Annotated in this window: 15 protein-coding genes and 1 rRNA gene; 5 read left to right on the top strand and 11 right to left on the bottom strand. The window is 73.4% G+C overall.

Going from position 1 to position 22,895, the window contains the following annotated elements:
* Window positions 1–53 precede the first annotated feature (53 nt).
* On the bottom strand, window positions 54–1,271 hold the full coding sequence (locus ACZ6R9_RS22045) for an acyl-CoA dehydrogenase family protein (protein ID WP_380485609.1): 1,218 nt from the start codon (window positions 1,269–1,271) through the stop codon (window positions 54–56).
* Window positions 1,272–1,418: 147 nt separating this feature from the next.
* On the opposite strand from ACZ6R9_RS22045, the gene ACZ6R9_RS22040 reads away from it, so the two are divergent.
* Both ACZ6R9_RS22040 and ACZ6R9_RS22035 read left to right on the top strand, forming a co-directional pair.
* The gene (locus ACZ6R9_RS22040; protein WP_380485611.1) at window positions 1,419–2,027 is read left to right on the top strand and encodes a TetR/AcrR family transcriptional regulator; all 609 of its coding nucleotides are present in this window, start codon (window positions 1,419–1,421) and stop codon (window positions 2,025–2,027) included.
* 98 nt (window positions 2,028–2,125) lie between these two features.
* Window positions 2,126–3,319 carry a glycoside hydrolase family 5 protein gene (locus ACZ6R9_RS22035; RefSeq protein ID WP_465539793.1) on the top strand — a complete coding sequence of 398 codons (1,194 nt, stop codon included), beginning with the start codon at window positions 2,126–2,128 and terminating at the stop codon, window positions 3,317–3,319.
* 119 nt (window positions 3,320–3,438) lie between these two features.
* On the opposite strand, the gene ACZ6R9_RS22030 is transcribed toward ACZ6R9_RS22035, so the two are convergent.
* Window positions 3,439–5,463 carry a M3 family metallopeptidase gene (locus ACZ6R9_RS22030; RefSeq protein WP_465539791.1) on the bottom strand — a complete coding sequence of 675 codons (2,025 nt, stop codon included), beginning with the start codon at window positions 5,461–5,463 and terminating at the stop codon, window positions 3,439–3,441.
* A gap of 144 nt (window positions 5,464–5,607) precedes the next feature.
* On the opposite strand from ACZ6R9_RS22030, the gene ACZ6R9_RS22025 reads away from it, so the two are divergent.
* Window positions 5,608–7,296, top strand: coding sequence for a bifunctional 3'-5' exonuclease/DNA polymerase (locus tag ACZ6R9_RS22025; protein WP_380485617.1), 1,689 nt, complete (start codon window positions 5,608–5,610; stop codon window positions 7,294–7,296).
* On the opposite strand, the gene ACZ6R9_RS22020 is transcribed toward ACZ6R9_RS22025, so the two are convergent.
* A complete protein-coding gene (locus tag ACZ6R9_RS22020; RefSeq protein WP_465539789.1) occupies window positions 7,297–8,478 on the bottom strand; it encodes a PP2C family protein-serine/threonine phosphatase in 1,182 nt (393 codons plus the stop codon). It abuts the gene before it with no gap.
* 254 nt (window positions 8,479–8,732) lie between these two features.
* On the opposite strand from ACZ6R9_RS22020, the gene ACZ6R9_RS22015 reads away from it, so the two are divergent.
* Window positions 8,733–8,951 carry a heavy-metal-associated domain-containing protein gene (locus ACZ6R9_RS22015; RefSeq protein WP_380485620.1) on the top strand — a complete coding sequence of 73 codons (219 nt, stop codon included), beginning with the start codon at window positions 8,733–8,735 and terminating at the stop codon, window positions 8,949–8,951.
* 57 nt (window positions 8,952–9,008) lie between these two features.
* On the top strand, window positions 9,009–11,258 hold the full coding sequence (locus ACZ6R9_RS22010; RefSeq protein ID WP_465539787.1) for a heavy metal translocating P-type ATPase: 2,250 nt from the start codon (window positions 9,009–9,011) through the stop codon (window positions 11,256–11,258).
* A gap of 35 nt (window positions 11,259–11,293) precedes the next feature.
* Here the strand turns inward: ACZ6R9_RS22010 and ACZ6R9_RS22005 are convergent, their stop codons facing one another.
* From ACZ6R9_RS22005 to rrf, 8 genes are all read right to left on the bottom strand, one after another.
* On the bottom strand, window positions 11,294–12,013 hold the full coding sequence (locus ACZ6R9_RS22005; RefSeq protein WP_465539785.1) for an SDR family NAD(P)-dependent oxidoreductase: 720 nt from the start codon (window positions 12,011–12,013) through the stop codon (window positions 11,294–11,296).
* A 478-nt stretch (window positions 12,014–12,491) separates the two neighbouring features.
* Window positions 12,492–13,781, bottom strand: coding sequence for a citrate synthase (locus ACZ6R9_RS22000; protein WP_380485626.1), 1,290 nt, complete (start codon window positions 13,779–13,781; stop codon window positions 12,492–12,494).
* 185 nt (window positions 13,782–13,966) lie between these two features.
* Window positions 13,967–16,207 carry an SF1B family DNA helicase RecD2 gene (gene recD2 / locus ACZ6R9_RS21995; protein WP_465539783.1) on the bottom strand — a complete coding sequence of 747 codons (2,241 nt, stop codon included), beginning with the start codon at window positions 16,205–16,207 and terminating at the stop codon, window positions 13,967–13,969.
* A gap of 191 nt (window positions 16,208–16,398) precedes the next feature.
* Window positions 16,399–19,314 carry a thioesterase domain-containing protein gene (locus ACZ6R9_RS21990; protein WP_465539781.1) on the bottom strand — a complete coding sequence of 972 codons (2,916 nt, stop codon included), beginning with the start codon at window positions 19,312–19,314 and terminating at the stop codon, window positions 16,399–16,401.
* The gene (locus ACZ6R9_RS21985) at window positions 19,311–20,168 is read right to left on the bottom strand and encodes an ABC transporter permease (RefSeq protein WP_465539779.1); all 858 of its coding nucleotides are present in this window, start codon (window positions 20,166–20,168) and stop codon (window positions 19,311–19,313) included. The genes ACZ6R9_RS21990 and ACZ6R9_RS21985 overlap by 4 nt, the downstream gene beginning before the upstream one ends.
* Before the next feature lie 368 nt (window positions 20,169–20,536).
* Window positions 20,537–21,952, bottom strand: coding sequence for a hypothetical protein (locus ACZ6R9_RS21980; protein WP_465539777.1), 1,416 nt, complete (start codon window positions 21,950–21,952; stop codon window positions 20,537–20,539).
* 126 nt (window positions 21,953–22,078) lie between these two features.
* On the bottom strand, window positions 22,079–22,555 hold the full coding sequence (locus ACZ6R9_RS21975; RefSeq protein WP_465539775.1) for a hypothetical protein: 477 nt from the start codon (window positions 22,553–22,555) through the stop codon (window positions 22,079–22,081).
* Window positions 22,556–22,808: 253 nt separating this feature from the next.
* A 5S ribosomal RNA gene (gene rrf / locus ACZ6R9_RS21970) occupies window positions 22,809–22,895 on the bottom strand; the annotation flags it as partial.

Genomic DNA, 22,895 nt, shown 5'->3' with positions numbered 1-22,895 from the left:
GCGGTGGTCCCGCGTGGTGCAGCGGGACCACACCCGGGCCGGCGGGTGGCCCGTCAGCGGATCGGCGCGCCGGAGATGGCCCGGGCGATGACCAGGCGCTGGATCTCGCTGGTGCCCTCGAAGACGGTGTAGATGGCGCTGTCGCGGTGCATCCGCTCGACCGGGTATTCGCGGGTGAAGCCGTTGCCGCCGAGGATCTGCATGGCCTGCGCGGTGACGAACTTGGCCGTCTCGCCGGCGTACAGCTTGGACATCGAGCCTTCGGCGTTGGTGAACGGCTGGTTGTTGACGGCCATCCAGGAGGCCCGCCAGACCAGCAGCCGGGCCGCGTCGATCCGGGTCTTCATGTCGGCCAGCTGGAAGGCGACGCCCTGGTTCTCGATGATCGGCTTGCCGAACTGGACCCGGGTCCTGGCGTAGTCGAGGGCGACCTCGTACGCGGCCCGGGCGATGCCGATGGCCTGCGCGCCGACGGCCGGGCGGGAGGCCTCGAAGGTGGCCATCGCGGCGTTCTTGCCGCCGCCCTTGCTGCCCTCGCGGGCCCGGGCGAGGCGGGCGTCCAGCTTCTCCTTGCCGCCGAGCAGGCAGTGGCCGGGGATCCGTACGTCGTCGAGGACGACCTCGGCGGTGTGCGAGGCGCGGATGCCGTGCTTCTTGAACTTCTGGCCCTGGCTCAGGCCCTTGGTGCCGGGCGGGATCAGGAAGGACGCCTGGCCGCGCGCGCCGAGCTCGGGGTCGACGGTGGCGACCACCACGTGGACGTGGGCGATGCCGCCGTTGGTGGCCCAGGTCTTGGTGCCGTTGATCACCCACTCGTCCTTGGCCTGGTCGTAGACGGCGCGGGTGCGCAGCGCGGAGACGTCGGAGCCGGCGTCGGGCTCGGAGGAGCAGAACGCGGCGACCTTGACGTCCTCGGGGGTGCCGAACATCTGCGGCGCCCAGGTGCCGATCTGCTCGTCGGTGCCGTTGGCGAGCACGGCGACGGCGGCCAGGGTGGTGCCGGTGATGGCCAGGCCGATGCCGGCGTCGCCCCAGAACAGTTCCTCCATGGCGATCGGGATGCCGACGCCGGACGGGTCGAAGAACTGCTGGGCGTAGAAGTCGAGCGAGTAGATGCCGATCTTGGCGGCCTCCTGGATGATCGGCCAGGGGGTCTCCTCGCGCTCGTCCCACTCGGCGGCGGCCGGACGGATGACGTCGGCGGCGAAGCCGTGCAGCCAGTCGCGGACGGCGATCTGGTCCGGCCCGGGGTCGAGCGAGAAGGTGGTCATGGTCGGCCTCCATGAGACGGGGATGCGGGCCGGAGCGTCCGCGCCACTGCGCTGTTACCTCCGGTAACATGGTGGCGAGTCTGCTACCGATAGGTAACCGGTGTCAACGCCCGTCCCGGGCCGCCCTGCACGCACGAGGAGCAGCGCATGACCAGCGAACCCCGCCGCGAACAACTGCTCAACGCCGCCGACCGGGTCGTCCAGCGCGAGGGCCCGAGCGCCAGCATGAACGCGATCGCCGCCGAGGCGGGCATCACGAAGCCCATCCTGTACCGGCACTTCGGCGACCGGAACGGCCTGATCGGCGCACTGACGGCACGTCACACGGCCGGACTGCTGGCCGCCGTCCGGGCCGCCCTCAACGAGCCGCTGGAGCGCCGCGACCGGGTCGAGCACGTGCTGGACATCTACCTGGCCGCGATCGAGGCCCGCCCGCAGGTGTACCGGCTGCTCACCCACCCCGAGCCCGGCGACCCCACCGGCGCGGGCAACGCGCTGGCGCCGGCGCTGCGGCAGATCGCCGAGGAGATCACCCGGGCCATCCAGCAGCAGATCGACCTCGGGCAGGACGGGCCGCTGCTCTCCGAGACCTGGGGCCGCTCGATCACCGGCATGGTGCTGGCGGCCGGCGACTGGTGGCTGGAGACCCGCCCCTGCCCGCGCGCCCGGATGGTGCAGGCACTGGCCGACCTGCTGTGGGGCCGGCTCTCCGCCGCCGCCGACCTGCCGCCGATGATCGTCGCCCCGGAGGCCTGACCGCCCGTCAAACATGAGCGGGTCTCACCTCTTGTGCGGCGGGGACGGCTCCGGCAGGATCGGCGCACTCCCTCCCCCACCCCGCCGCGAGGTGCCCCGTGCGCGTCCGCCGCTCCGCCGCCGCCCTGCTGCTCACCGCCGCCGCCGTCCTCGGCACCGTCTCGGCCGGCCCGCCCGCCGACCGCGCCGACCGGTTCGACGCCCGCAAGGTCTCCGCCACCACCCTCCCCGACGGCCGCACCGCCTTCACCGACCGGCACGGCCGCGTCCTCGACCTGCGTGGCTTCAACCTCGACAAGTACGACGAGACCACCGAGGCCGACCTGCGCGACCTCGCCTCGCACGGCTTCCGGCTGATCCGCGTCGCCGTCTCCTGGGCCCGCCTCGAACCCGCCCCCGGCCGCTACGACCGGGCCCAGCTCGCCCGCCTGCACCGCATCCTGGACTGGGCCGAGAAGTACCACCTGTACGCCGTCGTCGACTTCCACCAGGACGTCTACGGGCAGTACTTCGGCGGCGGAAAGGGCGGCGCGCCCAGCTGGGCCACCCGCGACGACGGCCTGCCGTTCACGCCCGACCCGAACGACTGGTTCGCCGGCTACTTCCAGCCGTCCGTCCAGGCCGCCTTCCGCCACCTCTACGACGACCGCGACCTGCAACGCGCCCAGGCCGACCTGTACACCACCGTCGCCCGCGAACTGCGCGGCCACCGCGCCCTGCTGGGCTACGACCTGTTCAACGAGCCGTTCGGCCCGGTGGACGGCGACCCCACCGACCCGGCCGTCCTCGCCGCCTCCGCCGCCGCCCTCGAACAGGGCCGGCTCCCCGCCATGTACCGCCGCCTGATCACGGCGGTCCGTCAGGCCGACCGCGACGCCTGGCTGTTCGTCGAACCCACCGTCCTGGTCGGCCAGGGCGTCCCCACCAGGCTCCCCGCCTTCACCGACCCCCGCCCCGGCGCCGACCGGATCGGCTACGCCCCGCACTTCTACGACACCGCCGTCGAAGCCGGCCGGGACTGGGACCCGGCCGGCGGCTTCATCGACGCCTACACCGACGCCATCACCGCCTACCCCCGCGCCCACCACCTCCCCGTCCTGGTCGGCGAGTGGGGCCCGCCCAGCGCCGCCACCCCCGGCAACGCCGAACTGATCCGCCGCCAGGTCACCGCGATGAACGGCTTCGCCGCCGCCTGGACCATGTGGTATTGGTGCCGGGGCACCGGCGGCTACTGCGCCCTCACCCCCACCGGCAACCCGGCCCCCGGCTACGGCCCCGTCTTCACCGAATAGACGTCACAGGACCCCCGCGCCCCGACCGGGGCGCGGGGGTCCCCCGGCGAAGCGAGGGTGCGAACTGCGCGAGCAGGACCGAGGGCGCACGCGACGAACCCGCACGCCCTGCGGCCCGGCTACTTCAGCCCGCGCCGAACCAGCAGCGGCTCGATCGACGCATCCCGCCCCAGCACCGCCCGCACACACTCCATCGCGTCCCGGCTCCCGCCCCGCGACAGCAGCTCGGCCCGGAACAGCTCCCCGCTCTCCCGCACCGCGCGCCCGCCCTCCCGGAACCACTCCACCGTCTCGGCGTCCAGCACCTCGGACCAGATGTACGCGTAGTACCCGGCGCTGTACCCGTTCGAGAACACGTGGTTGAAGTACCCGGTCCGGTACCGCGGCGGCACCGTCGCCATCCCCACGCCGGCATCGGCGAGAGCCCGCACCTCGAACGCCTCCGCGTCCTCGACGACCGTCCCGGCGGGCAGCGAGTGCCACGCCCAGTCGAGCAGCGCCGCCGCCAGGTACTCGACGGTGCGGAAGCCCTGCCCGTAGTTCTCGGCGGCCAGCATCCGCTCGACCACCTCGGCGGGCAGCGGCTCGCCGGTGACGTGGTGCCGGGCGTAGTTGGCCAGCACCTCGGGCCAGACCATCCACATCTCGTTGACCTGGGACGGGAACTCCACGAAGTCCCGCGGCACCTCGGTGCCCGCGAACAGCGGGTACGTCACATCGGAGAACAGGCCGTGCAGCGCGTGCCCGAACTCGTGGAACAGCGTCCGCACCTCGTCCCAGCTGAGCAGCGCCGGTTCCCCGGCCGCCGGGTGCGCGATGTTGAGGTTGTTGACCACCACCGGCTTGCCGCCCAGCAGGCGGGACTGCGAGACCAGTTCGTTCATCCACGCGCCGCCGCGCTTGGACTCCCGGGCGAAGAAGTCGCCGATGAACAGGCCCAGCGCGGAGCCGTCCGCGTCGGTCACCTCGAAGACCCGGGCGTCGGGGTGGTAGGCCGTCAGTTCCGGCCGCTCGGTGAACCGCAGGCCGTAAGCCAGGTTGGCCGCGAAGAACACGCCGTCGCGCAGCACCCGCTCCAGTTCGAAGTACGGGCGCAGTGCCGCGGTGTCCACGTCGTAGCGCTCGGCGCGCACCTTCTCGGCGTAGAACGCCCAGTCGTGCGCGGCGAGTTCGGTGACGCCGTCGGCGGCCGCGGCGGCCGCCAGCTCGGCGGCCTCGCGCTGCGCGTTGGCCACGGCGGGCCCGACCAGTCGGCCGAGCATCGCGCCGACCGCCTCGACGGTGCCGGCGGTCTCGTCGGCGACCACGTACGCGGCGTGGCTGGCGTGGCCGAGCAGCGCGGCGCGTTCGGCGCGCAGCGCGGCCATCCGGGCGGCCAGCGGGCCGTTGGTGTCCAGGCCGCGCCGCAGCGAGGCGGTGAGCAGGCGCTCGCGCAGCGCGCGGTCCGTGAGCTGGGCGAGTTCGGTCTGGTTGGAGAAGTTCTTCAGGCTGAGCACCCAGTGGCCGTCGTGGCCGAGCGCGCGGGCGTTCTCGGCGGCGGCGGCGATCGCGGTGTCGGGCAGCCCGTCGAGGGCGTCGGCGCTGTCCACCACGATCGCGCCGGCCAGCGAGGCCTCGTGGGTGTTCTTGCGGAACGCGGCGGCGTCGGCCGCGAGTTGGGTGTTGATCTCGCGCAGCCGCTGCTGGCCGGCCTCGTCGAGGCGGGCGCCGGCCCGGACGAAGGCGGTGTGGCGGCGCTCCAGCAGGCGCAACGACTCGGCGTCCAGGCCGAGTTCGTGGCGGGTGCGGTGGAGGGTGTCGAGGCGGGCGAACAGCGCCGCGTCGAGGTGGATCGCGTCGGAGTGCGCGGCCAGCCGGGGGCTGATCTCGGCGTCGAGTTCCTGGACTCCGGGGGTGGTGTCGGAGGAGTCCTGGTTCTCGAACACCACGCTCACCCGGCGCAGCACCGCGCCGGAACGCTCCAGCGCCACCACGGTGTTGTCGAAGGTCGGCGGCTCCGGGTCGGCGACGATCGCGGCGACCTCGGCGAGCTGGTCGGCCATGCCCCGCTCGAACGCCGGACGGTAGTGCTCTTCCCGGATCTCGGCGAAGGGCGGAAGCTCGAACACCAGGGTGCTGGGCGAGAAGAAGGGATTGTCGCTCATGTTCGCCGACCCTACGGGGCGCCGGGCCCGGGCGGAACACCGAATCCCCCACCTGCCGTCCTCGCGGCGGCTGTCACCGGTACCGGCTACCGTCAACAGGTCCACCCGCACGCCCCCGTACCGCTACCCGGAAGGAGCCGCCCCGTGCGTTACGCCCTGGTGCCCGACCCGCACGGCCCGGGCGGCCGGCTGCGCCCGCTGGCCGAGGACGGCTCCCCGCTCGGCCCGGCCGAGCGGGTGCCGCGGCTGGCCGAGGCGGTGGCGGCGGTGGAGGCCGAGCACGCGCCGCGCTGGGTGTGGCCGACGGCCGACACCGCGTACGGCCCGCTGCTGGCCGAGCTGCCGGACCGGGTGGCGCGCTGCCACGACCTGCGGCTGACGGAGACGCTGCTGCTCGGCCAGGAGGGGCGGCTCGGCGCGCCGCGTTCGCTGGGCGCGGCCTGGGCGCGGCTGCGCGGGCTGCCGGTGCCGGCCGATCTGCCGGAGGGCCTGCTGCCGGACGACGACGGCCTGTTCGCGCCGGACCGGCTCCAACTGCCGCCCGGCACCGATCCGTTGGAGGCCACGGTGGCCGTCCACGCGGAGCAGCTGCGGCGACTCGCGGCGATCGCCGATCCGGCGGCCCGGTCCCGGTTCCGGCTGCTGGTGGCGGCCGAGTCGGCGGGGGCGCTGCTGGCCTGCGAGATGGCGTACGACGGACTGCCGTGGCGTGCCGACGTGCACGACGCGCTGCTGACCGAGCTGCTCGGCCCGCGCCCGACCCTGCCGGGCACGCTGCCCGCGAAGCTGTCCGAGCTCGCCGTGGAGGTCCAGCAGGCGCTCGGCGTCAAGCCGTTCAACCTGGACTCGCACACCAAGGTGATCAAGGCGTTCGCCGACCGCGGCATCCACCTGTCCTCCACCCGCTCGTGGGAGCTGAAGGCGATCGACCACCCGGCGGCCGCCCTGATGATCCGCTACAAGGAGCTGTCGCGGCTGCACACCGCGCACGGCTGGGCCTGGCAGGCGACGTGGGCGCGCGGCGGCCGGTTCCGCCCCGAGTACGTGGTGGGCGGCGTGGTCACCGGCCGCTGGGCGTCCCGGGGCGGCGGCGCGCTGCAGATCCCGCGCACCATGCGCCGCGCCGTGGTCGCCGACCCGGGCTGGCTGCTGGTGGTCGCGGACGCCGCGCAGCTGGAGCCGCGGGTGCTGGCCGCGATGTCCGGCGACCGCGGCCTGGCCCGTACCGCCGCCGGCGGCGACCTGTACGCGGCGCTCGCCGCCAGCGCCTTCCAGGGCGACCGGGAGAAGGCCAAGCTGGGTCTGCTGGGCGCGATGTACGGCCAGACCGGCGGCGGCATCGGCCCGCTGCTGAACACGCTGCGCCGCCGCTATCCGGTCGCGATGGGCTATGTGGAGGCCGCGGCCCGCACCGGCGAGGACGGCGGCGTGGTCTCCTCCCGGCTGGGCCGGGTCTGCCCGCCGCCCTCGGCGGACTGGCTGGACCTCACCGAGGCCCCGGAGGCCGGCGAGGCGGCCGGCCGTTCGGCCCGCGCCCGGGGCCGTTTCACCCGCAACTTCGTCATCCAGGGCAGCGGCGCCGACTGGGCGCTGGCCCTGCTCGCGGCGCTGCGCCGCCGGCTGACCGCGCTGCGCAACGGCCCGGACCGCCCGCACCTGGTGTTCTTCCAGCACGACGAGGTGGTGGTGCACACCCCGGCCGATCTGGCCGACGCGGTGGCCGCCGAGGTCGCCGCGGCCGCCGACGAGGCCGCGGCCCTGGTCTTCGGCGACACCCCGGTGCGCTTTCCGCTCAGCACCGCGGTGGTCGACTGCTACGGCGAGGCCAAGTGATCACCCGGCCGGGCCCGGCCGGGTGATCAGCAGCAGCAGCGCGTCGTCGGCGAGTTCGCCGCCGGTGTGCGCCAGTAGGTCGGAGTAGATGCGGGCGACGGCGGTCTCCAGGTCGGCCAGGGAGCGCCAGCCGTCCTTGACCAGCGGGCCGACGCGTTCGGCCAGCGGGTAGAAGGTGCCGGAGCGGCGGCCCTTGGCCTCGACCACGCCGTCGGTGCACAGCACCAGGACGTCCTGCGGGCCGAAGGCGACGGTGGTGGGGCAGGGCGCGCCGGCCGCCGCGAGGTCGCCGAGGCCGAGTGGCAGCCACGGGTCGGTGGCCTCCAGTACCTCGGCGCGGCCGTCGGCGCCGACCCGGATCGGCGGGACGTGTCCGAGGTGCAGCAGTTCGATCCGGCCGGTGGCGCCGAACTCGGCGAACAGCGCGGTGGTGAACTCCCCGTCGGCGACGTGCCGGTGCATGCTGGCCTCGATCCGGCCGGCCACCACGGGCAGTTCGGTCTCGTCGTAGGCGGCCTCGCGGAACGCGCCGAGCACCACGGCCGCGGTCTGCACCGCGCCGAGGCCCTTGCCGCGGACGTCGCCGACCAGCACCCGGGTGCCGTACGGGGTGTCCAGGACGGAGTACAGGTCGCCGCCGATCCGTGCGGCGTCGGCGGCGGAGACGTAGCGCACGGCGAGCCGCAGCGGCCCGACGACCGGTTCGGGCTGGCTCAGCAGCGCCCGTTGGGCGGCCTCCGCGACCGAGCTGACGGCCGTGAAGGCCTCGGCTCGTCGCATCCGCAGTTCGGCGACGAAGGCGCTGAACGCGCTGAGCGCGAGGTAGCTGATCGTCGCGCCGAACAGGAAGCGGCTGTCGGCCGGCGCGGTGACCCTGTCGTAGTAGTGGTTGAGGCCGAACATCACCAGCAGGCCGAGCAGGCAGACCGCGATCAGCTCGCGCGGTTTGAGGGTGAGCGTGGCGATGGACGGCACCACGACCATCAGCGGCGCGAGGTAGGTGCTCGACCCGGCCAGGATGTCGGCCACGGCCACCACGCCGATGGCCAGCAGTGCGGGCATGGCCCGGCGCAGGACGGAGATGTCCTGCGGGTCGGCGGCGAGCAGCGCGCTGTGGCGGCGGGCGGGCGACGGGTCGCCGCTCCCGGTGGCCGCCGTGCGATCCCGGCGTCGAAGGGGCACATTCCCGAACATATCGGACGCGTACTCGCCCCGCCCTGTTCGGCCGAGCGGGTATCGGAGGGCGGCCCGGCCGTTCGGAGCAGCAGGCGGCGACGGGCCGCCCGCCGTGGCGGACGGGCGACGGGCGCGGACTAGGCTCGGGGTCGGGCCGCCGGTTGCTCCGACCGGAGAAAACACCGGTCACCCCTGGAGGGAATACCCCTAGGGGGTATGCTGTTCCTATCGGTACAAGCGCGAGCGTCCCGGAGGTCTCCATGTCCAGCACCGTCACCTACACCGTCAGCGGCATGAGCTGCGGCCACTGCGAGAAGGCGATCAACGGCGAGGTCTCCGCCCTTCCGGGTGTCACCGCGGTCTCCTCCGACGCCAAGGCCGGTACCGTCACCGTGACCGCCGAGTCCCCGATCGGCGACGAGCAGATCGCCGCCGCCGTGGACGAGGCCGGCTACGAGCTGGTCGGCCGGGCCGCCTGAGCCACCACGGGGGCGGCCGAGCAGTTCCGGCCGCCCCCGCCGAGAAGGAACGAGCCGATGAGCACCACCACCGATCCCGCCGCCCCGTCCGGACCCAGGGAACGCGTCGAACTGGCGATCGGCGGCATGACCTGCGCGTCCTGCGCCGCCCGGATCGAGAAGAAGCTCAACCGCATGGACGGCGTCGAGGCGGGCGTCAACTTCGCGACCGGGAAGGCCCGGGTGGACTTCGGCCCCGGCACCAGCGTCGCCGAGCTGATCGCCACCGTGGAGAAGACCGGCTACACCGCCGAACTCCCGGCGCCCCCCGAGCCCGAACCGGAAGCACCCGCGCCGGAGCCCGACCCCCTGCGCGAGCGGCTGCTGATCAGCGCCGTGCTCAGCCTCCCGGTGGTGCTGCTCTCGATGGTCCCGGCCCTGCAGTTCGACAACTGGCAGTGGCTGTCCTTCGCCCTCACCGGCCCCGTCGTGGTGTACGGCGGCTGGCCGTTCCACCGCGCCGCCTGGACCAACGCCAAGCACGGCGCCGCGACCATGGACACCCTGGTCTCGCTCGGCACCCTGGCCGCCTTCGGCTGGTCGGTGTGGGCGCTGTTCTGGGGGCACGCCGGGATGCCCGGCATGCGGCACTCCTTCGCCTTCACCGTTGACCGCACCGGCGCCTCCTCCACCCTGTACCTGGAGACCGCCGCCGCCGTCACCACCCTGATCCTGCTCGGCCGCTGGCTGGAGGCCCGCTCCAAGCGCCGCGCCGGCGCCGCCCTGCACGCCCTGCTCGACCTCGGCGCCAAGGACGTGGCGGTGCTGCGCGGCGGCCGCGAGAGCCGTGTCCCAATCGGCCAACTCGCGGTCGGCGACCGGTTCGTGGTCCGTCCCGGCGAGAAAATCGCCACCGACGGCACCGTGATCGAGGGCAGCTCCGCCGTGGACGCCTCGATGCTGACCGGCGAGTCGGTGCCGGTCGAGGTCGCCGTCGGCGACCCCGTCACCGGCGCGACCGTCAACGCCGGCGGACGGCTGGTGATCGAAGCCACCCGGGTCGGCGCGGACACCCAACTCGCGCGAATGGCCAAGCTGGTCGAGGACGCGCAGAACGGCAAGGCCGCCGCGCAGCGCCTCGCCGACCGGATCTCCGCCGTCTTCGTGCCCGCCGTCATCCTGATCGCCCTCGCCACCCTGGTCGGGTGGCTGCTGGTCACCGACAGCCCCACCGAGGCGTTCACCGCCGCCGTCGCGGTGCTGATCATCGCCTGCCCCTGCGCCCTGGGTCTGGCCACCCCGACTGCCCTGATGGTCGGCACCGGTCGCGGCGCCCAGCTCGGCATCCTGATCAAGGGCCCCGAGGTTCTGGAGAACACCCGCAAGGTCGACACCATCGTCCTCGACAAGACCGGCACCGTGACCACCGGCAGGATGACCCTGGTCGGCGTCCACACCACCGAGGGCACCACCGAGGACGAGGCACTGCGGCTGGCCGGCGCGCTGGAGCACGCCTCCGAACACCCGATCGCCCAGGCCGTCGCCACCGCCGCACAGGAGAAGTTCGGCGAGCTGAAACCCGTCGAGAGCTTCGAGAACCTGCCCGGGCTGGGCGTGCAGGGCATGGTCGAAGGCCATCAGGTGCTGGCCGGACGCGCCGCACTGCTCGCCGACACGCCCCTGCCGCCTGCCCTCGCCTCCGCCCGGGCCGCCGCCGAACGGGCCGGCCGGACCGCCGTCACCGTCGCCTGGGACGGTGCGGCGCGGGCCGTGCTGGAGGTGGCGGACGCCGTGAAGCCGACCAGCGCGGAGGCGATCGCCGAGCTGCGGGCCCTGGGCCTGCGCCCGGTACTGCTGACCGGTGACAACCGGCTGGTCGCCGAGTCGGTGGCGGCCGAGGTCGGCATCCCCACCGAGGACGTGATCGCCGAAGTACTGCCCGAGGACAAGGTCACCACCATCCAGCGACTGCAGGCCGAAGGCCGCACCGTCGCCATGGTCGGCGACGGCGTCAACGACGCGGCCGCCCTCGCCCAGGCCGACCTCGGCCTGGCCATCGGCACCGGCACCGACGCCGCCATCGAGGCCGCCGACCTCACCCTGGTCCGCGGCGACCTCCGCTCCGCCGCCGACGCCATCCGACTGTCCCGACGCACCCTGGCCACCATCAAGGGCAACCTGTTCTGGGCCTTCGCCTACAACGTCGCCGCCCTGCCACTGGCCGCCACCGGCCTGCTCAACCCCATGATCGCGGGCGCCGCCATGGCCTTCTCCTCGGTCTTCGTGGTCACCAACAGCCTGCGCCTGCGCAACTTCCGACCGGCCTGAACGGACACCGGCCTGAACGGACACCGGCCGCCCGGTCAACGGCCGAGCAGTTCACCGCCGTTGCAGTGCAGGATCTCGCCGGTGATGAACCCGGCCTCCTCGGAGGCGAGGAAGCACACGGCGGCGGCGACCTCCCCGGACTCGCCGATCCGCCCGAGCAGGGTGCGCGCCGAGCGGCGGGCGACCTCCGCCTCGTCCAGGCGCGGCCCGAAGAACTCGGTGCCCGCCACCGTGCCGGGCGCCACGATGTTGGCGGTGATCCCGGACGGGCCGAGCTGGGCGGCCAGGAAGTTGTTCCAGGCGTGCAGCGAGGCCTTCGCCGCCCCGTAGGAGCCGGCGCCGCGCAGTGCGGCGATCGAGGAGATGGTGACGACCCGGCCGGAGCCGGGGGTGAGCCGGTCGCGGACGGACTCGGTGAGCAGCACGGCGGTGAGCACGTTGCGCTCGAAGTCGCCGCGCCAGCGGGCCAGTACGGCGTGCGGGCCGGCGCCGAACACCGTCTCCCGGCTGCCGGCGTTGTTGACCAGCACGTCGATCCGGGCGGGCAGCTCGGCCAGGGCGGCCTCCACGGCGTCCGGATCGGCCAGGTCGCACACCAACGGGGTGACGTTGGGGCCGAGTTCCGCGGTGGCGTGGTCCAGGACGCCGGGGCGGCGGCCGACGATCACCACCCGCTCCCCGGCCTCGGCGAAGCGCCGGGCCACCTCAAGGCCGATGCCGGTGCCTCCACCGGTGACAACAACGTTCCTGGCCATGGCGCACTCCCTCCCTGACCGTTCACCGCTCCGCGGATGGCAGGCGGTCCGTACCGGATTGCCACGATTCCTATCACGCTGGGTTGCGGTGTCTGCGGGGTGGGTGACGCCGCGCGCTCGCCGTGCGGTGTGATATGCGCTCCGCCGTCCGGGTGCGCGGATGCACACGGAGAGTGGAGAGAGGCAACTCACACCCCCCTGGCGTAACTCTGCGCCCCCTGTTACGTCTTACCTTTTGTAGAGCGGGGCTCCGGCGGGCCCCGGACGGTCGTCGATTCGTCGACGGCCCTCGCGCACGGCGCCGGGCCGGATCCGGGAGCCCGGGGATTGCTTTGAGCGGCCGTTCCCCACCCCGGGATCGTCCCGGGCGCCGTGCGCCCCAACCATCACAGCCATGAAGACATGAAGAAGGGCCCGGCCCCCGCCTCCCTCATCGGGTGGCAGGGGGCCGGGCCCCTTCGTTGCGGCTGCGGCTCGCTCAGCGGGCGTCGAGCGGCACGTAGTCGCGGATCTCGACGCCGGTGTAGATCTGCCGCGGGCGGCCGATCCGGCTGGTCGGGTCCTTGATCATCTCGTGCCAGTGGGCGATCCAGCCGGGCAGCCGGCCGAGCGCGAACAGCACGGTGAACATGCTGGTCGGGAAGCCCATCGCGCGGTAGATCAGGCCCGTGTAGAAGTCCACGTTCGGGTACAGGCGGCGCGAGACGAAGAAGTCGTCCTTGAGCGCGTGCTCCTCCAGCTTGAGGGCGATGTCCAGCAGCTCGTCGGACTTGCCGAGCTGGGACAGCACCTCATGGGCGAGCACCTTGACCTGCGCGGCGCGCGGGTCGAACGCCTTGTAGACGCGGTGGCCGAAGCCCATCAGCTTGACGCCGTCCTCGCGGTTCTTCACCTTGCGGATGAAGGCGTCGACGTCGCCGCCGTCGTTCTTGATCTGCTCCAGCATCTCCAGCACGGCCTGGTTGGCGCCGCCGTGCAGCGGACCCCAGAGCGCCGAGATGCCCGCCGAGATCGAGGCGAACAGGTTGGCGTGCGAGGAGCCGACCAGGCGCACCGTCGAGGTGGAGCAGTTCTGCTCGTGGTCGGCGTGCAGGATGAGCAGCTTGTCCAGCGCGTTGACCACGACCGGGTTCAGCTCGTAGTCCTCGGCCGGGACGGCGAAGGTCATCCGCAGGAAGTTCTCGACGTAGCCGAGGTCGTTGCGCGGGTAGACGAAGGGCTGGCCCACCGCCTTCTTGTACGCGTACGCCGCGATCGTCGGCAGCTTCGCCAGCAGGCGCACCGTCGACAGGTGGCGCTGGGCGGCGTCGAACGGGTTGTGGCTCTCCGGGTAGAAGGTGGAGAGCGCGCCGACCACCGAGGACAGCATCGCCATCGGGTGCGCGTCCCGCGGGAAGCCCTGGAAGAAGCGCTTGACGTCCTCGTGCAGCAGGGTGTGCTGGGTGATCTCGTTGTTGAACGCCGCCAGCTGGTCCGCGTTCGGCAGCTCGCCGTTGATCAGCAGGTAGGCGGTCTCGATGAAGTTGGCCTCGCCGGCCAGCTGCTCGATCGGGTAGCCGCGGTAGCGCAGGATGCCGGCGTCACCGTCAATGAAAGTGATCGCGGACTTGTTGGCGGCGGTGTTGCCGAAACCGTTGTCCAGGGTGACCAGGCCGGTCTGCGGAAGCAGCTTCGAGATGTCGAAGCCGGCGTTGCCCGCAGTGCTCTCGACGACGGGGTACTCGTACTCGCCGTCCTGGTACCGCAGTACTACCGATTTGTCGCTCACGTCTTCCTCACCGACGAAATTTGATCCTCATCCGACTGCCCTGACTGTCTCAACGATCCCTCACCCGAAGGACGGCCGCGCACCGGGGGTGGCCCCGGAAAGGACCAGGGCCTACAAACTCTGCTGCCGCAGCCGGTGTGAACCGGACAAGATCGGCACCAGACCAGGTTCCGCTGTAAATCTCTTCACGTCAAGACAACCTCTGACCGTACCGTACCCCCTGAACCGCGCCCCGAGGCCAATCTGTGGTCCAGCGCGGAGTGCCGCCGCCCGGCGCTCACCGCCCGCACCGCCTGCCCGATCGCCTTCCGCGACCCCACCAGGACCACCAGCTTCTTCGCCCGCGTCACCGCCGTGTACAACAGGTTGCGCTGAAGCATCGTCCACGCCGAGGTCGTGACGGGAATCACCACCGCCGGATATTCGCTGCCCTGCGAACGGTGGATCGTCACCGCGTACGCGTGCGCCAACTCGTCGAGCTCGTCGAAGTCGTACGGCACCTCCTCGTCCTCGTCGGTCATCACCGTCAGTCGCTGGTCGTCCACGCTGAGTGAGGTCACGACGCCCACTGTGCCGTTGAAGACGCCGCTGCGGCCCTTGTCGTAGTTGTTGCGGATCTGCGTCACCTTGTCGCCGACCCGGAACGTCCGCCCGCCGAAACGGCGTTCGGGCAGGCCCTCGCGGGCCGGCGTCACCGCCGACTGGAGCAGCGTGTTCAGCGCGCCCGCCCCCGCGGGGCCGCGGTGCATCGGCGCCAGCACCTGGACGTCGCGCCGCGGGTCCAGGCCGAAGCGCTGCGGGATACGGCGGGCCACCACGTCCACCGTCAGGCCCGCCGCGCGCTCCGCGTCGTCCTCCGCGAACAGGAAGAAGTCCGGCAGGCCATCGGTCAGCGGCGGCAGGCCCTCGTTGATCCGGTGCGCGTTCACCACCACACCCGACTGCTGCGCCTGCCGGAAGATCCGGGTCAGCCGCACCGACGGAATCGGGCTACCCGAGGACAGCAGATCCCGCAGCACCTCGCCCGCACCCACCGACGGCAGCTGGTCCACGTCCCCCACGAACAGCAGGTGCGCGCCCGGCGCGACCGCCTTGACCAGCTTGTTCGCCAGGATCAGGTCCAGCATCGACGCCTCGTCCACCACCACCAGGTCGGCGTCCAACGGCCGGTCCCGGTCGTACGCGGCGTCCCCGCCCGGCTTCAGCTCCAGCAGCCGGTGCACGGTGGACGCCTCCGCGCCGGTCAGCTCCGCCAGCCGCTTCGCCGCCCGCCCGGTCGGCGCCGCCAGCACCACCTTCGCCCGCTTCGCCAACGCCAGCTGGACGATCGACTTCACCGTGAACGACTTGCCGCAGCCCGGGCCGCCGGTCAGCACCGCGACCTTCTCGGTCAGCGCCAGACGCACCGACTGCTCCTGCTCCGGGGCGAGTTCGGCGCCCGTCCGCTTCGCCAGCCAGCCCAGCGCGGCCGGCCAGTCCACCCCCCGGAACCACGGCAACCGGTCCTCCTCGGCCCGCAGCAGCCGCAACAGCTGACCCGCCAGCGAGATCTCCGCCCGGTGGAACGGCACCAGGTACACCGCCGTGATCTCCAGCCCGTCCCCGCCCGGCAGCCGCTCCCGCACCACGCCTTCCGCCGCGACCAGCTCCGCCAGGCAGTCGATCACCAGTCCGACGTCCACCTGCAGCAGCTTCACCCCGTCCGCGATCAGCCGCTCCTCCGGCAGATAGCAGTGCCCCTGGTCGGTCGACTGCGACAACGCGTACTGCAGGCCCGCCTTCACCCGCTCCGGCGAATCGTGCGGAATGCCCACCGCCTGCGCGATCCGGTCCGCCGTCAGGAACCCGATGCCCCACACGTCCGCCGCCAGCCGGTACGGCTGGTTCTTCACCACCCCGATCGACGCGTCCGCGTACTGCTTGTAGATCCGCACCGCCAGCGAGGTCGACACCCCGACGCTCTGCAGGAAGACCATCACCTCCTTGATGGACTTCTGCTCCTCCCACGCCTTGGCGATCATCTTCGTCCGCTTCGGCCCCAGACCCGGCACCTCGATCAGCCGCTTCGGCTCGTTCTCGATCACCTCCAGGGTCTCCACCCCGAAGCGCTCCACGATCCGCTCCGCGAACCGCGGCCCGATCCCCTTGATCAACCCCGAACCCAGGTACCGCTGAATGCCCTGCACGGTGGCCGGCAGCACCGTCGTGTAGTTCTCCACCGTGAACTGCCGCCCGTACTGCGGATGCGACCCCCACCGCCCGAACAACCGCAGGCTCTCCCCCACCTGCGCCCCGAGCAGCGCCCCCACCACCGTCAGCAGATCGTTCGCCCCACGCCCGGTGTCCACCCGCGCCACCGTGTACCCCGTGTCCTCATTGGCGTACGTGATCCGCTCCAGGACCCCCTCCACCTGCGCCAGCTGCAACGGACACCTCACACGCAATCAGGACACATCGCCACGACGAACGTACCGTGCGCCACTGACACTCCTTCTCCGTACCCCACTTGCTGCACCCCGGTTCCGCGCCCCGCCAGGGCGCGGGGAACCGCGCGGCCACGCACGACGGGGCCGTACGCCGACGACGCACGACGCCGTTGCCCTGTCCGCCCAACCGTTCACTGCGCCCCTTCACCGAGGCGAAGCAGCTGGGGCACCCGCCGCCGCCCCGTCACCCCCTCCAGCGCCGCCGCGCACGGCACCAGCACCAGCAGCCCCACCGCCGCCACAACGATGCTTGCCCAGTCCGGAGCGAGCACCGGCGCCCCCGGCCCGGAGGTGAACGCCCGCAGCTCCAACGCAGGTCCCAGCAACCACGGCAGGCCCAGCCCGAGCACTGTCCCCCCGATCACCGCCGCCGCCATCACCGGGAGCAACTGCACCAGTTGGACTCCCGCCGCGGCCCTCGCCCCCAGGCCCAGCGTCCGCAGGTACGCGAGCACCCGGCCACGCTCCGCCGAGCCGAGCAACAGCTCCAGGACCACCGCCGCCAGCCCGAGCAGCAGGCCGACCGCCGCCGCCACCCGGAACGCCAGCTCCAACGCCGACACCAGCCCGTCGTCCGCCGACTCCCTCAACTGCCCTGCCAGATCGCGGACTTCCACCGGCGCCCCACGCAGCACCGCACCACCGGCCGCCCTTGCGCCGCCCGCGCCCCCGGTCGCCGCCGAGGCCGCCACCACGGCGCGCAGCCGAGTCCCGTCGATCCGCCGCGCACCGGCCACCGAGCCGGCCCGGCCGGGCTCGGCGAACAGCACCGCCGCGTTGCGCTGCCCGGTCTGCCGGGGCAGGCGGTCCGCGGCGGGCCCGCCGAACACCAGCAGCGGACCGGTCGCGACGTCACCCACCACCGGGCCGATCGCCCGGTCCCGGTCCGCCCCGGCGGGCAGCACGCCGACGATCCGGACCCGGAACCTGGTCGCCCCGGCATCCGCGTCGAACGACCCCTCCGGGAACCGCGCCGCGGTCCTCGCGTCGGCCAGCGCGGGCAGTTCCGCACCCGCCGCGAGCGGCGCGGACAGGCCCGGGCCGGACAGCGCCGACGCCACCGGGGAGCCCGGCTCCAGCGCCGCCAGCACCGACTGGTCGACCCCGACCAGCCCCACGCCCTTGACCACCGCGCCGTCCTCGTCCGCGGTCAGCGTGGCCACCCCGCCGCGCACCGGCAGCACCCCGCCGACCCCCGGCACCTTCGCCAACTCCTCCAGCGGCAACGGCCGTTGCGACGGCCCGAGGACCACCGCGTCCCCGCCGGTACGCCACTCGGCGGCCTCCACCCGGCCCTGCCGGACCGTCCCGGACACCAGCGCGCCGAACACCGCGCAGGCCAGCGCGGGCACCAGCACCAGCAGGGCCGTCGCCGCCGCCGCGGAACGCCGCCCGGCCTGCGACAGCCCGACCAGCGCGACCGTGCCGCGCCCCCGCCGCGCCCAGCCGGTCAGCAGCCGCAGCGGCACCGGGTACACCCGCAGCACCACGACCACCGCTGCCAGACCCAACACCACAGGAACCAAAGCCAGTTGAGGATCCGGATCGGTCGCCGCCGACACCGCGCCGCGCAACCGCAGCTGCAGCACGCCCGCCGCCGCCAGCACCAGCACCGCGCCCTCCACCACCGGCCGCGCCGACCGGCCGAGCACCCGCTTCACGCCCCGCCGCCGCACCGGCTCCCGGCCCGCCCGGCGCACCGCCCGGCCCTGCCACCACACCGCCACCGCGGGCGCGCCCGCCACCAGCACCGCCGCCACCAGCGCCGGCCACCAGGCGCCGAGCGGCCGCTCCCCCGCCGACCACCGGGACGCCAGCCAACCCGCCGGCACCCCCACCAGAACCGCCGGAACGGCCTCCATGGTCCGCAGCGCCGCCAGTGCGATCTCACCCGCCCCGCGCGCCCGCTGGAGCGTCAGCGCCGCCTCCCGGCGCCGCGCCCCCAGCCGGGCCGCCACCGCCGTGGACACCCCGATCGCCAACAGCCCCGCCAGCGCGAACGACTGCAAGGACACCGTCCGGGCCCGCTGCTCCGCGAACCGGTCCACCAGCACCGACAGCCGCTCGTGCACCTGCGGCGGCGACACCGTCCGCACCCCCGCCGGGCACGGCAGCGCGTCCGAGACGATCCCCCCACACACCCGGTCCACCGCCGACCTGCTGAACCCCTTTGCCCCGGACGCCAGTTCACGCACACCCGCAGCCGTGCCACCGGTCCCCCAGGGCTGCTGCTCCGACCGGAACGCCCAGGTCGCCGACACCGACAACGACCCCCGCGCCTCCAGCGCCTCCAGCCCCGCCGGAGCCACCAGCGCCTGCCCGTACCGGATGTACCCGTTCGGCTCCGCCGCGTCCAACGGTGCGCTCAACAAAGGGAGTTCACGCCACAGATCGTCCGCGCCGTCGAGCGGCTCGAACTCCCCGACCACCACCGCCTCGGTGGCCCCGGTCTGCCCCTCCAGCCACACCCGCTGACCGACCGTCAGCCCGAACTGGTCCAACCCCCGGCGCGACAGCCCCAGTTCGATCGGGGCCTCCTTCGCCCCGTCCGGCCGGCCCGGCGCCCGGCCCGCGGTCCAGCGCACCCGGTCCGCCGCGTCCTGCGCGTACGCCAGCGACACCGACCCGGGATTGCCGTGCGGCCTCGCCACACCCGCCCCCGACAGCTGCATGCCGTCGCTCTGCGCCCAGCCCGACACCCGCACCAGGGTGTGCGCCAACTCCCCCGACGCGCCCTGCCGCAGGCCCTCCCCGACCCGCGTCAGGTCACTGTCCAACGAGCCGAACCGCGGCGCCGTGGACTGACCGGAAAAGTTCCGCGGCGCATTCAGCGACGCCCGCGCCATCACCAACGGCCCGTCCACCTGCGCCACCGCCAGCCGGCGCTGCAACTCCTTCGTTGCCAGAGCGTCGAACACCGGCGGCCACAGCAACGACGCCACCGTCAGCACCACCGACAGCGCCGCCGGCACCACCAGCACCGGCCACCCCGTCCGGGCCTCCCGCAGCGCCGGACGCCACCCCCCGAACCCACCGAGGCCCCTCATCCGCTCTCCCCCGCCCGCAGCTCACGCGCCAGATCCACCCGCGCCAACATCCGCGACAGCACCAGCACCACCGTGCCGACCCCCAGGCCGGTCGCCAGCACCACCGCCGCCGTCCAGCCCCAGCCCACCGTCAACTCCAACGACGGGAACACCGCCCGGCCGGTCCCGTCGACCACGATCAGCGGCAGCACCACCGCCGCCAGCGCGATGCCCAGCGCCCCGCCCAGCAGCACCGAGAAACCCACCACCACCAACTGCTCCAGCCGCAGCACCCCCGCCAACTGCCGGCGCCGCACCCCGATCGCCCGCAACACCGCGAACTCCCGCCGCCGCGACCGCGCCGAACCCACCGCGTGCACCGTGAACCCCGCCACCGCGAACGCCGGCGACAACACCAAGGACAGCACCAGCGCACTGCGCCGACCCGACCGGAACGGATCCGCCGCCAACGCCGCCGCCCGCGACCGGACACTCTCCACCCGGCCCAGCCGCGGATCCGCCGCGATCACCCGCTCCGCCTGCTCCGCCCCCGCCCTCGACCGCGCCGCCAGCAGCCACGCCCCGTCCGTCACCGGCGGCAGCCCCAGCCCCGACCGCGCCGCCGACAGCGCCGGCAGATCCACCAGCACCTGCGCCTTGTCACGATCCCCACCACCCGGCAGATCCGGCAGCACCCCGACGATCCGCAGCCCGAACAGATCCACCGGACCATCCATCAGCCGCAACTCGCCACCGACCCCGAACCGGACCTTGCGCGCGAACGCCTCGTTCACCAGCGCCGGCACCAAATACCCCGCCACCGGCATCCCCTGCACCCGCTTCGGCGTCCCCGGCGGCACCAGCGCGAACGACACCCCGTCCGTCGCCTCCCCCTGCGCCGGATCCGCCCGCGCACCACCGCCGACAGCAAACCGCCACCCTCCGCCTTCGACACCTCGCAGACCCCAGCCTCGACCCGCCGCTCCCCCTGATCCGACACGCCAGGGCACCCCAGGCCCGCCACCCGGACGTCCCCGCGCGTCACGTTCACCCAGCTCGCGCCGGACGGCACACTCGCCCCCTCGATCCCCGACACCGTCCACCGGAACGTCGCCCGCGGAAAACCCCGCGTCGCACTCCGCAGCCCCAACTGCGTCACCTGAAGCGGATAGTGCAACGCCCCCAACGCCAACGGCAGCGACACCGACCGCGCCACCCCGTCCGCCGTCAGCTCCGCCCGCACCTAACGCCACCAGGCCGCTCGCGTCCTCCACCTGCGCCACCAGCCACACCGGCCCACCCGGTCCGCCGCCGACACCGCCACCCGCACCTTCAACTCCGACGGACGCCCCTCCAACGGCATCCCGTGCACCGGCACCTCGTCCCTGAGCCGCGCCAACTGATGGGCCAGCGCGCCCTGTTCGAGATCCGACCGGACCGCCGGAACCGCATGCGTCCAAGCCCCCGGTACCATCCGCTCCGACGTCGCCACCGGCTGCACCGCCGCCGTGTCCAGGGCCAGCACCGAGACCTGCGCCCCCTGCACCTGGCCCGCCACCGAAGCCACCGGCGTCACCGCCGCCACCCCCGGCACCGCCGACAGCGCCGCCTGCCGCGCCCCCGCCGGCAACTCCCCACCCGTCACCCGCAGATCCGCCCCCAGCTCGAACGCCGCCCGATCCCGGTCGCTCGGCCCCTCCCCCGCGATCGCCGTCGTCGTCAACGCCCCCACCGCCAACGCCAACGCCATCAACAGCACCGGCGCCGCCTGACCCGACCGGCCCCGGCTCACCTGCCAACCACTGAGCGGAGCCACCAGACCCCGCCCCCGCCGCGCCAACGCCTCCAACGCCCGCCCGAGCGGCGGCAGCAACCTGAGCAGCAGCAACGCCGCCGCCACCGTCATCACCACCGGCGCCGCCACCAGCACCGGATCGAACCCCACCGCACTCGACGCCGGGCTCAACAGCCCCTCGTACTGCCGCAGTTGCAGATACGCCAGCACCGCCACCGCGGCCGGCACCAGGTCCGCCCCGGCCCGCTGCGCCACCGCCCGCCGCGCACTGCGCGACGGCGTCTCCCGTTCGCCGCCGTCCGCCGTCCACAGCACTGGCAGCAACGCCGCACACCCGTGCAGCAGCAGCGCCACCCCGGCAACCGCCCACGCCGCCGCGCCCGTCGCCTCCGCGGCCGCGCCGTCCACCGGCAGCCCCAGCCGATCCAGCAGCCGCAGCAACGGCCCCGCCGCCCACACCCCCAGCAGCGCCGCCGGCACCGTGCACAGCACCCACTCCACCGCCGCACCGCCCAACAACCGGGCCCGACCCGCACCGCGCGCCAACTGCAGCAGCAGCTCCGCCCGCCGGACATCAGCCAGTTGACGTGCCGTCAGCACCATCGTCACCGCCGACAGCACTGCCAGCATCGTCACCGGCACCAGCATCCCCGACCGCGCCACCATCATCGGCGACCGCAGATCGTTCAAGGCCGCCAACAGATCGCTCGACGCCCGCAACCCCTTCAGCGACGGCTCCGCGCCCCGAAACACCGCCTGGTTCGTATCACCTCCGGTCAGCCGCTCCACCCGATCCCGCAGCAGCCCCAACCCCTCCGGCCGCACCTGCCCCGGCTGCGGCACCGCCGTCCACTGCACGTCCACCTGGTCGTGCAGCAACGGATGCGTCCGCAGCAACTCCTGCGACCCCAGCACCAACGCCTCCCGCGACTCCACCGAGGACGCCGTCCGCCACGCCCGCCACAGCCGCTCCGCCCCCGGCAGCTCCCGCTACACCCCGCTCACCGTCACCGACAACGTCCCGCCGGCCGGCAAGGTCAACGGCAGCTTCGCTCCTGTCGCCACCCCCAGCCAACGCGCCGCCGCCTCCGACACCGCCACCTGCTCAAGCCCCGTCGGCCAGGCCCCCTGTGCCAACTCCGCCACCCGCTGCGGTTCCGCCACCGCCACCGGCGCCACCGCCAACCCCGGCGACGACGCCTCCGCCACCGCCACCCTCGGCAACGGCGTCCGCAACGGCATCGTCCCGTGCCACGCCTCTTCGATCTCCGCCGGCATCCCCGGCAACGCCCGGTGCAACGCCGCCCGCAGCGGCGCATCCGCCGCCGCGTCCCCGCCCTCGGCATACCGCCCCGACACCGACACCGAGAACCGCGGATCCGCCGCCAAGCGGTGCCGCATCCCCTGCGCCACCGAACTCCCCGTCAGCGCCGTCAGCGCGGTCAACACCGCCACCAGCACCGTCACCGCAGCAGCCCCCAGCACCACCCCGTGCTGCCCCGCCCGCCGAACCCCTGCAGGCGAACCCCACCCGTCCGCGCCCATTCCCCCGAAGCCCTCCCGCCCGCCGATGGTCTGGACCAATCTCCGACGGGCAGTCTGTCCCCAACCCCGGCCCGGGCAACAGCCCACCGATCACAGACCGGACTCGTTCGGCACCGGCTCCCGGAAATGCAGAAAGGGCCCCAGCCAAATGGCTGGAGCCCTTTCCAGAAGAATTGTTCGGCGGCGTCCTACTCTCCCACAGGGTCCCCCCTGCAGTACCATCGGCGCTGTGAGGCTTAGCTTCCGGGTTCGGAATGTAACC

The organism is Kitasatospora sp. NPDC048662, from assembly GCF_055587065.1.
Note: the sequence above shows the minus strand (reverse complement) of the source record. Positions and strands in the feature narration are given on the sequence as shown.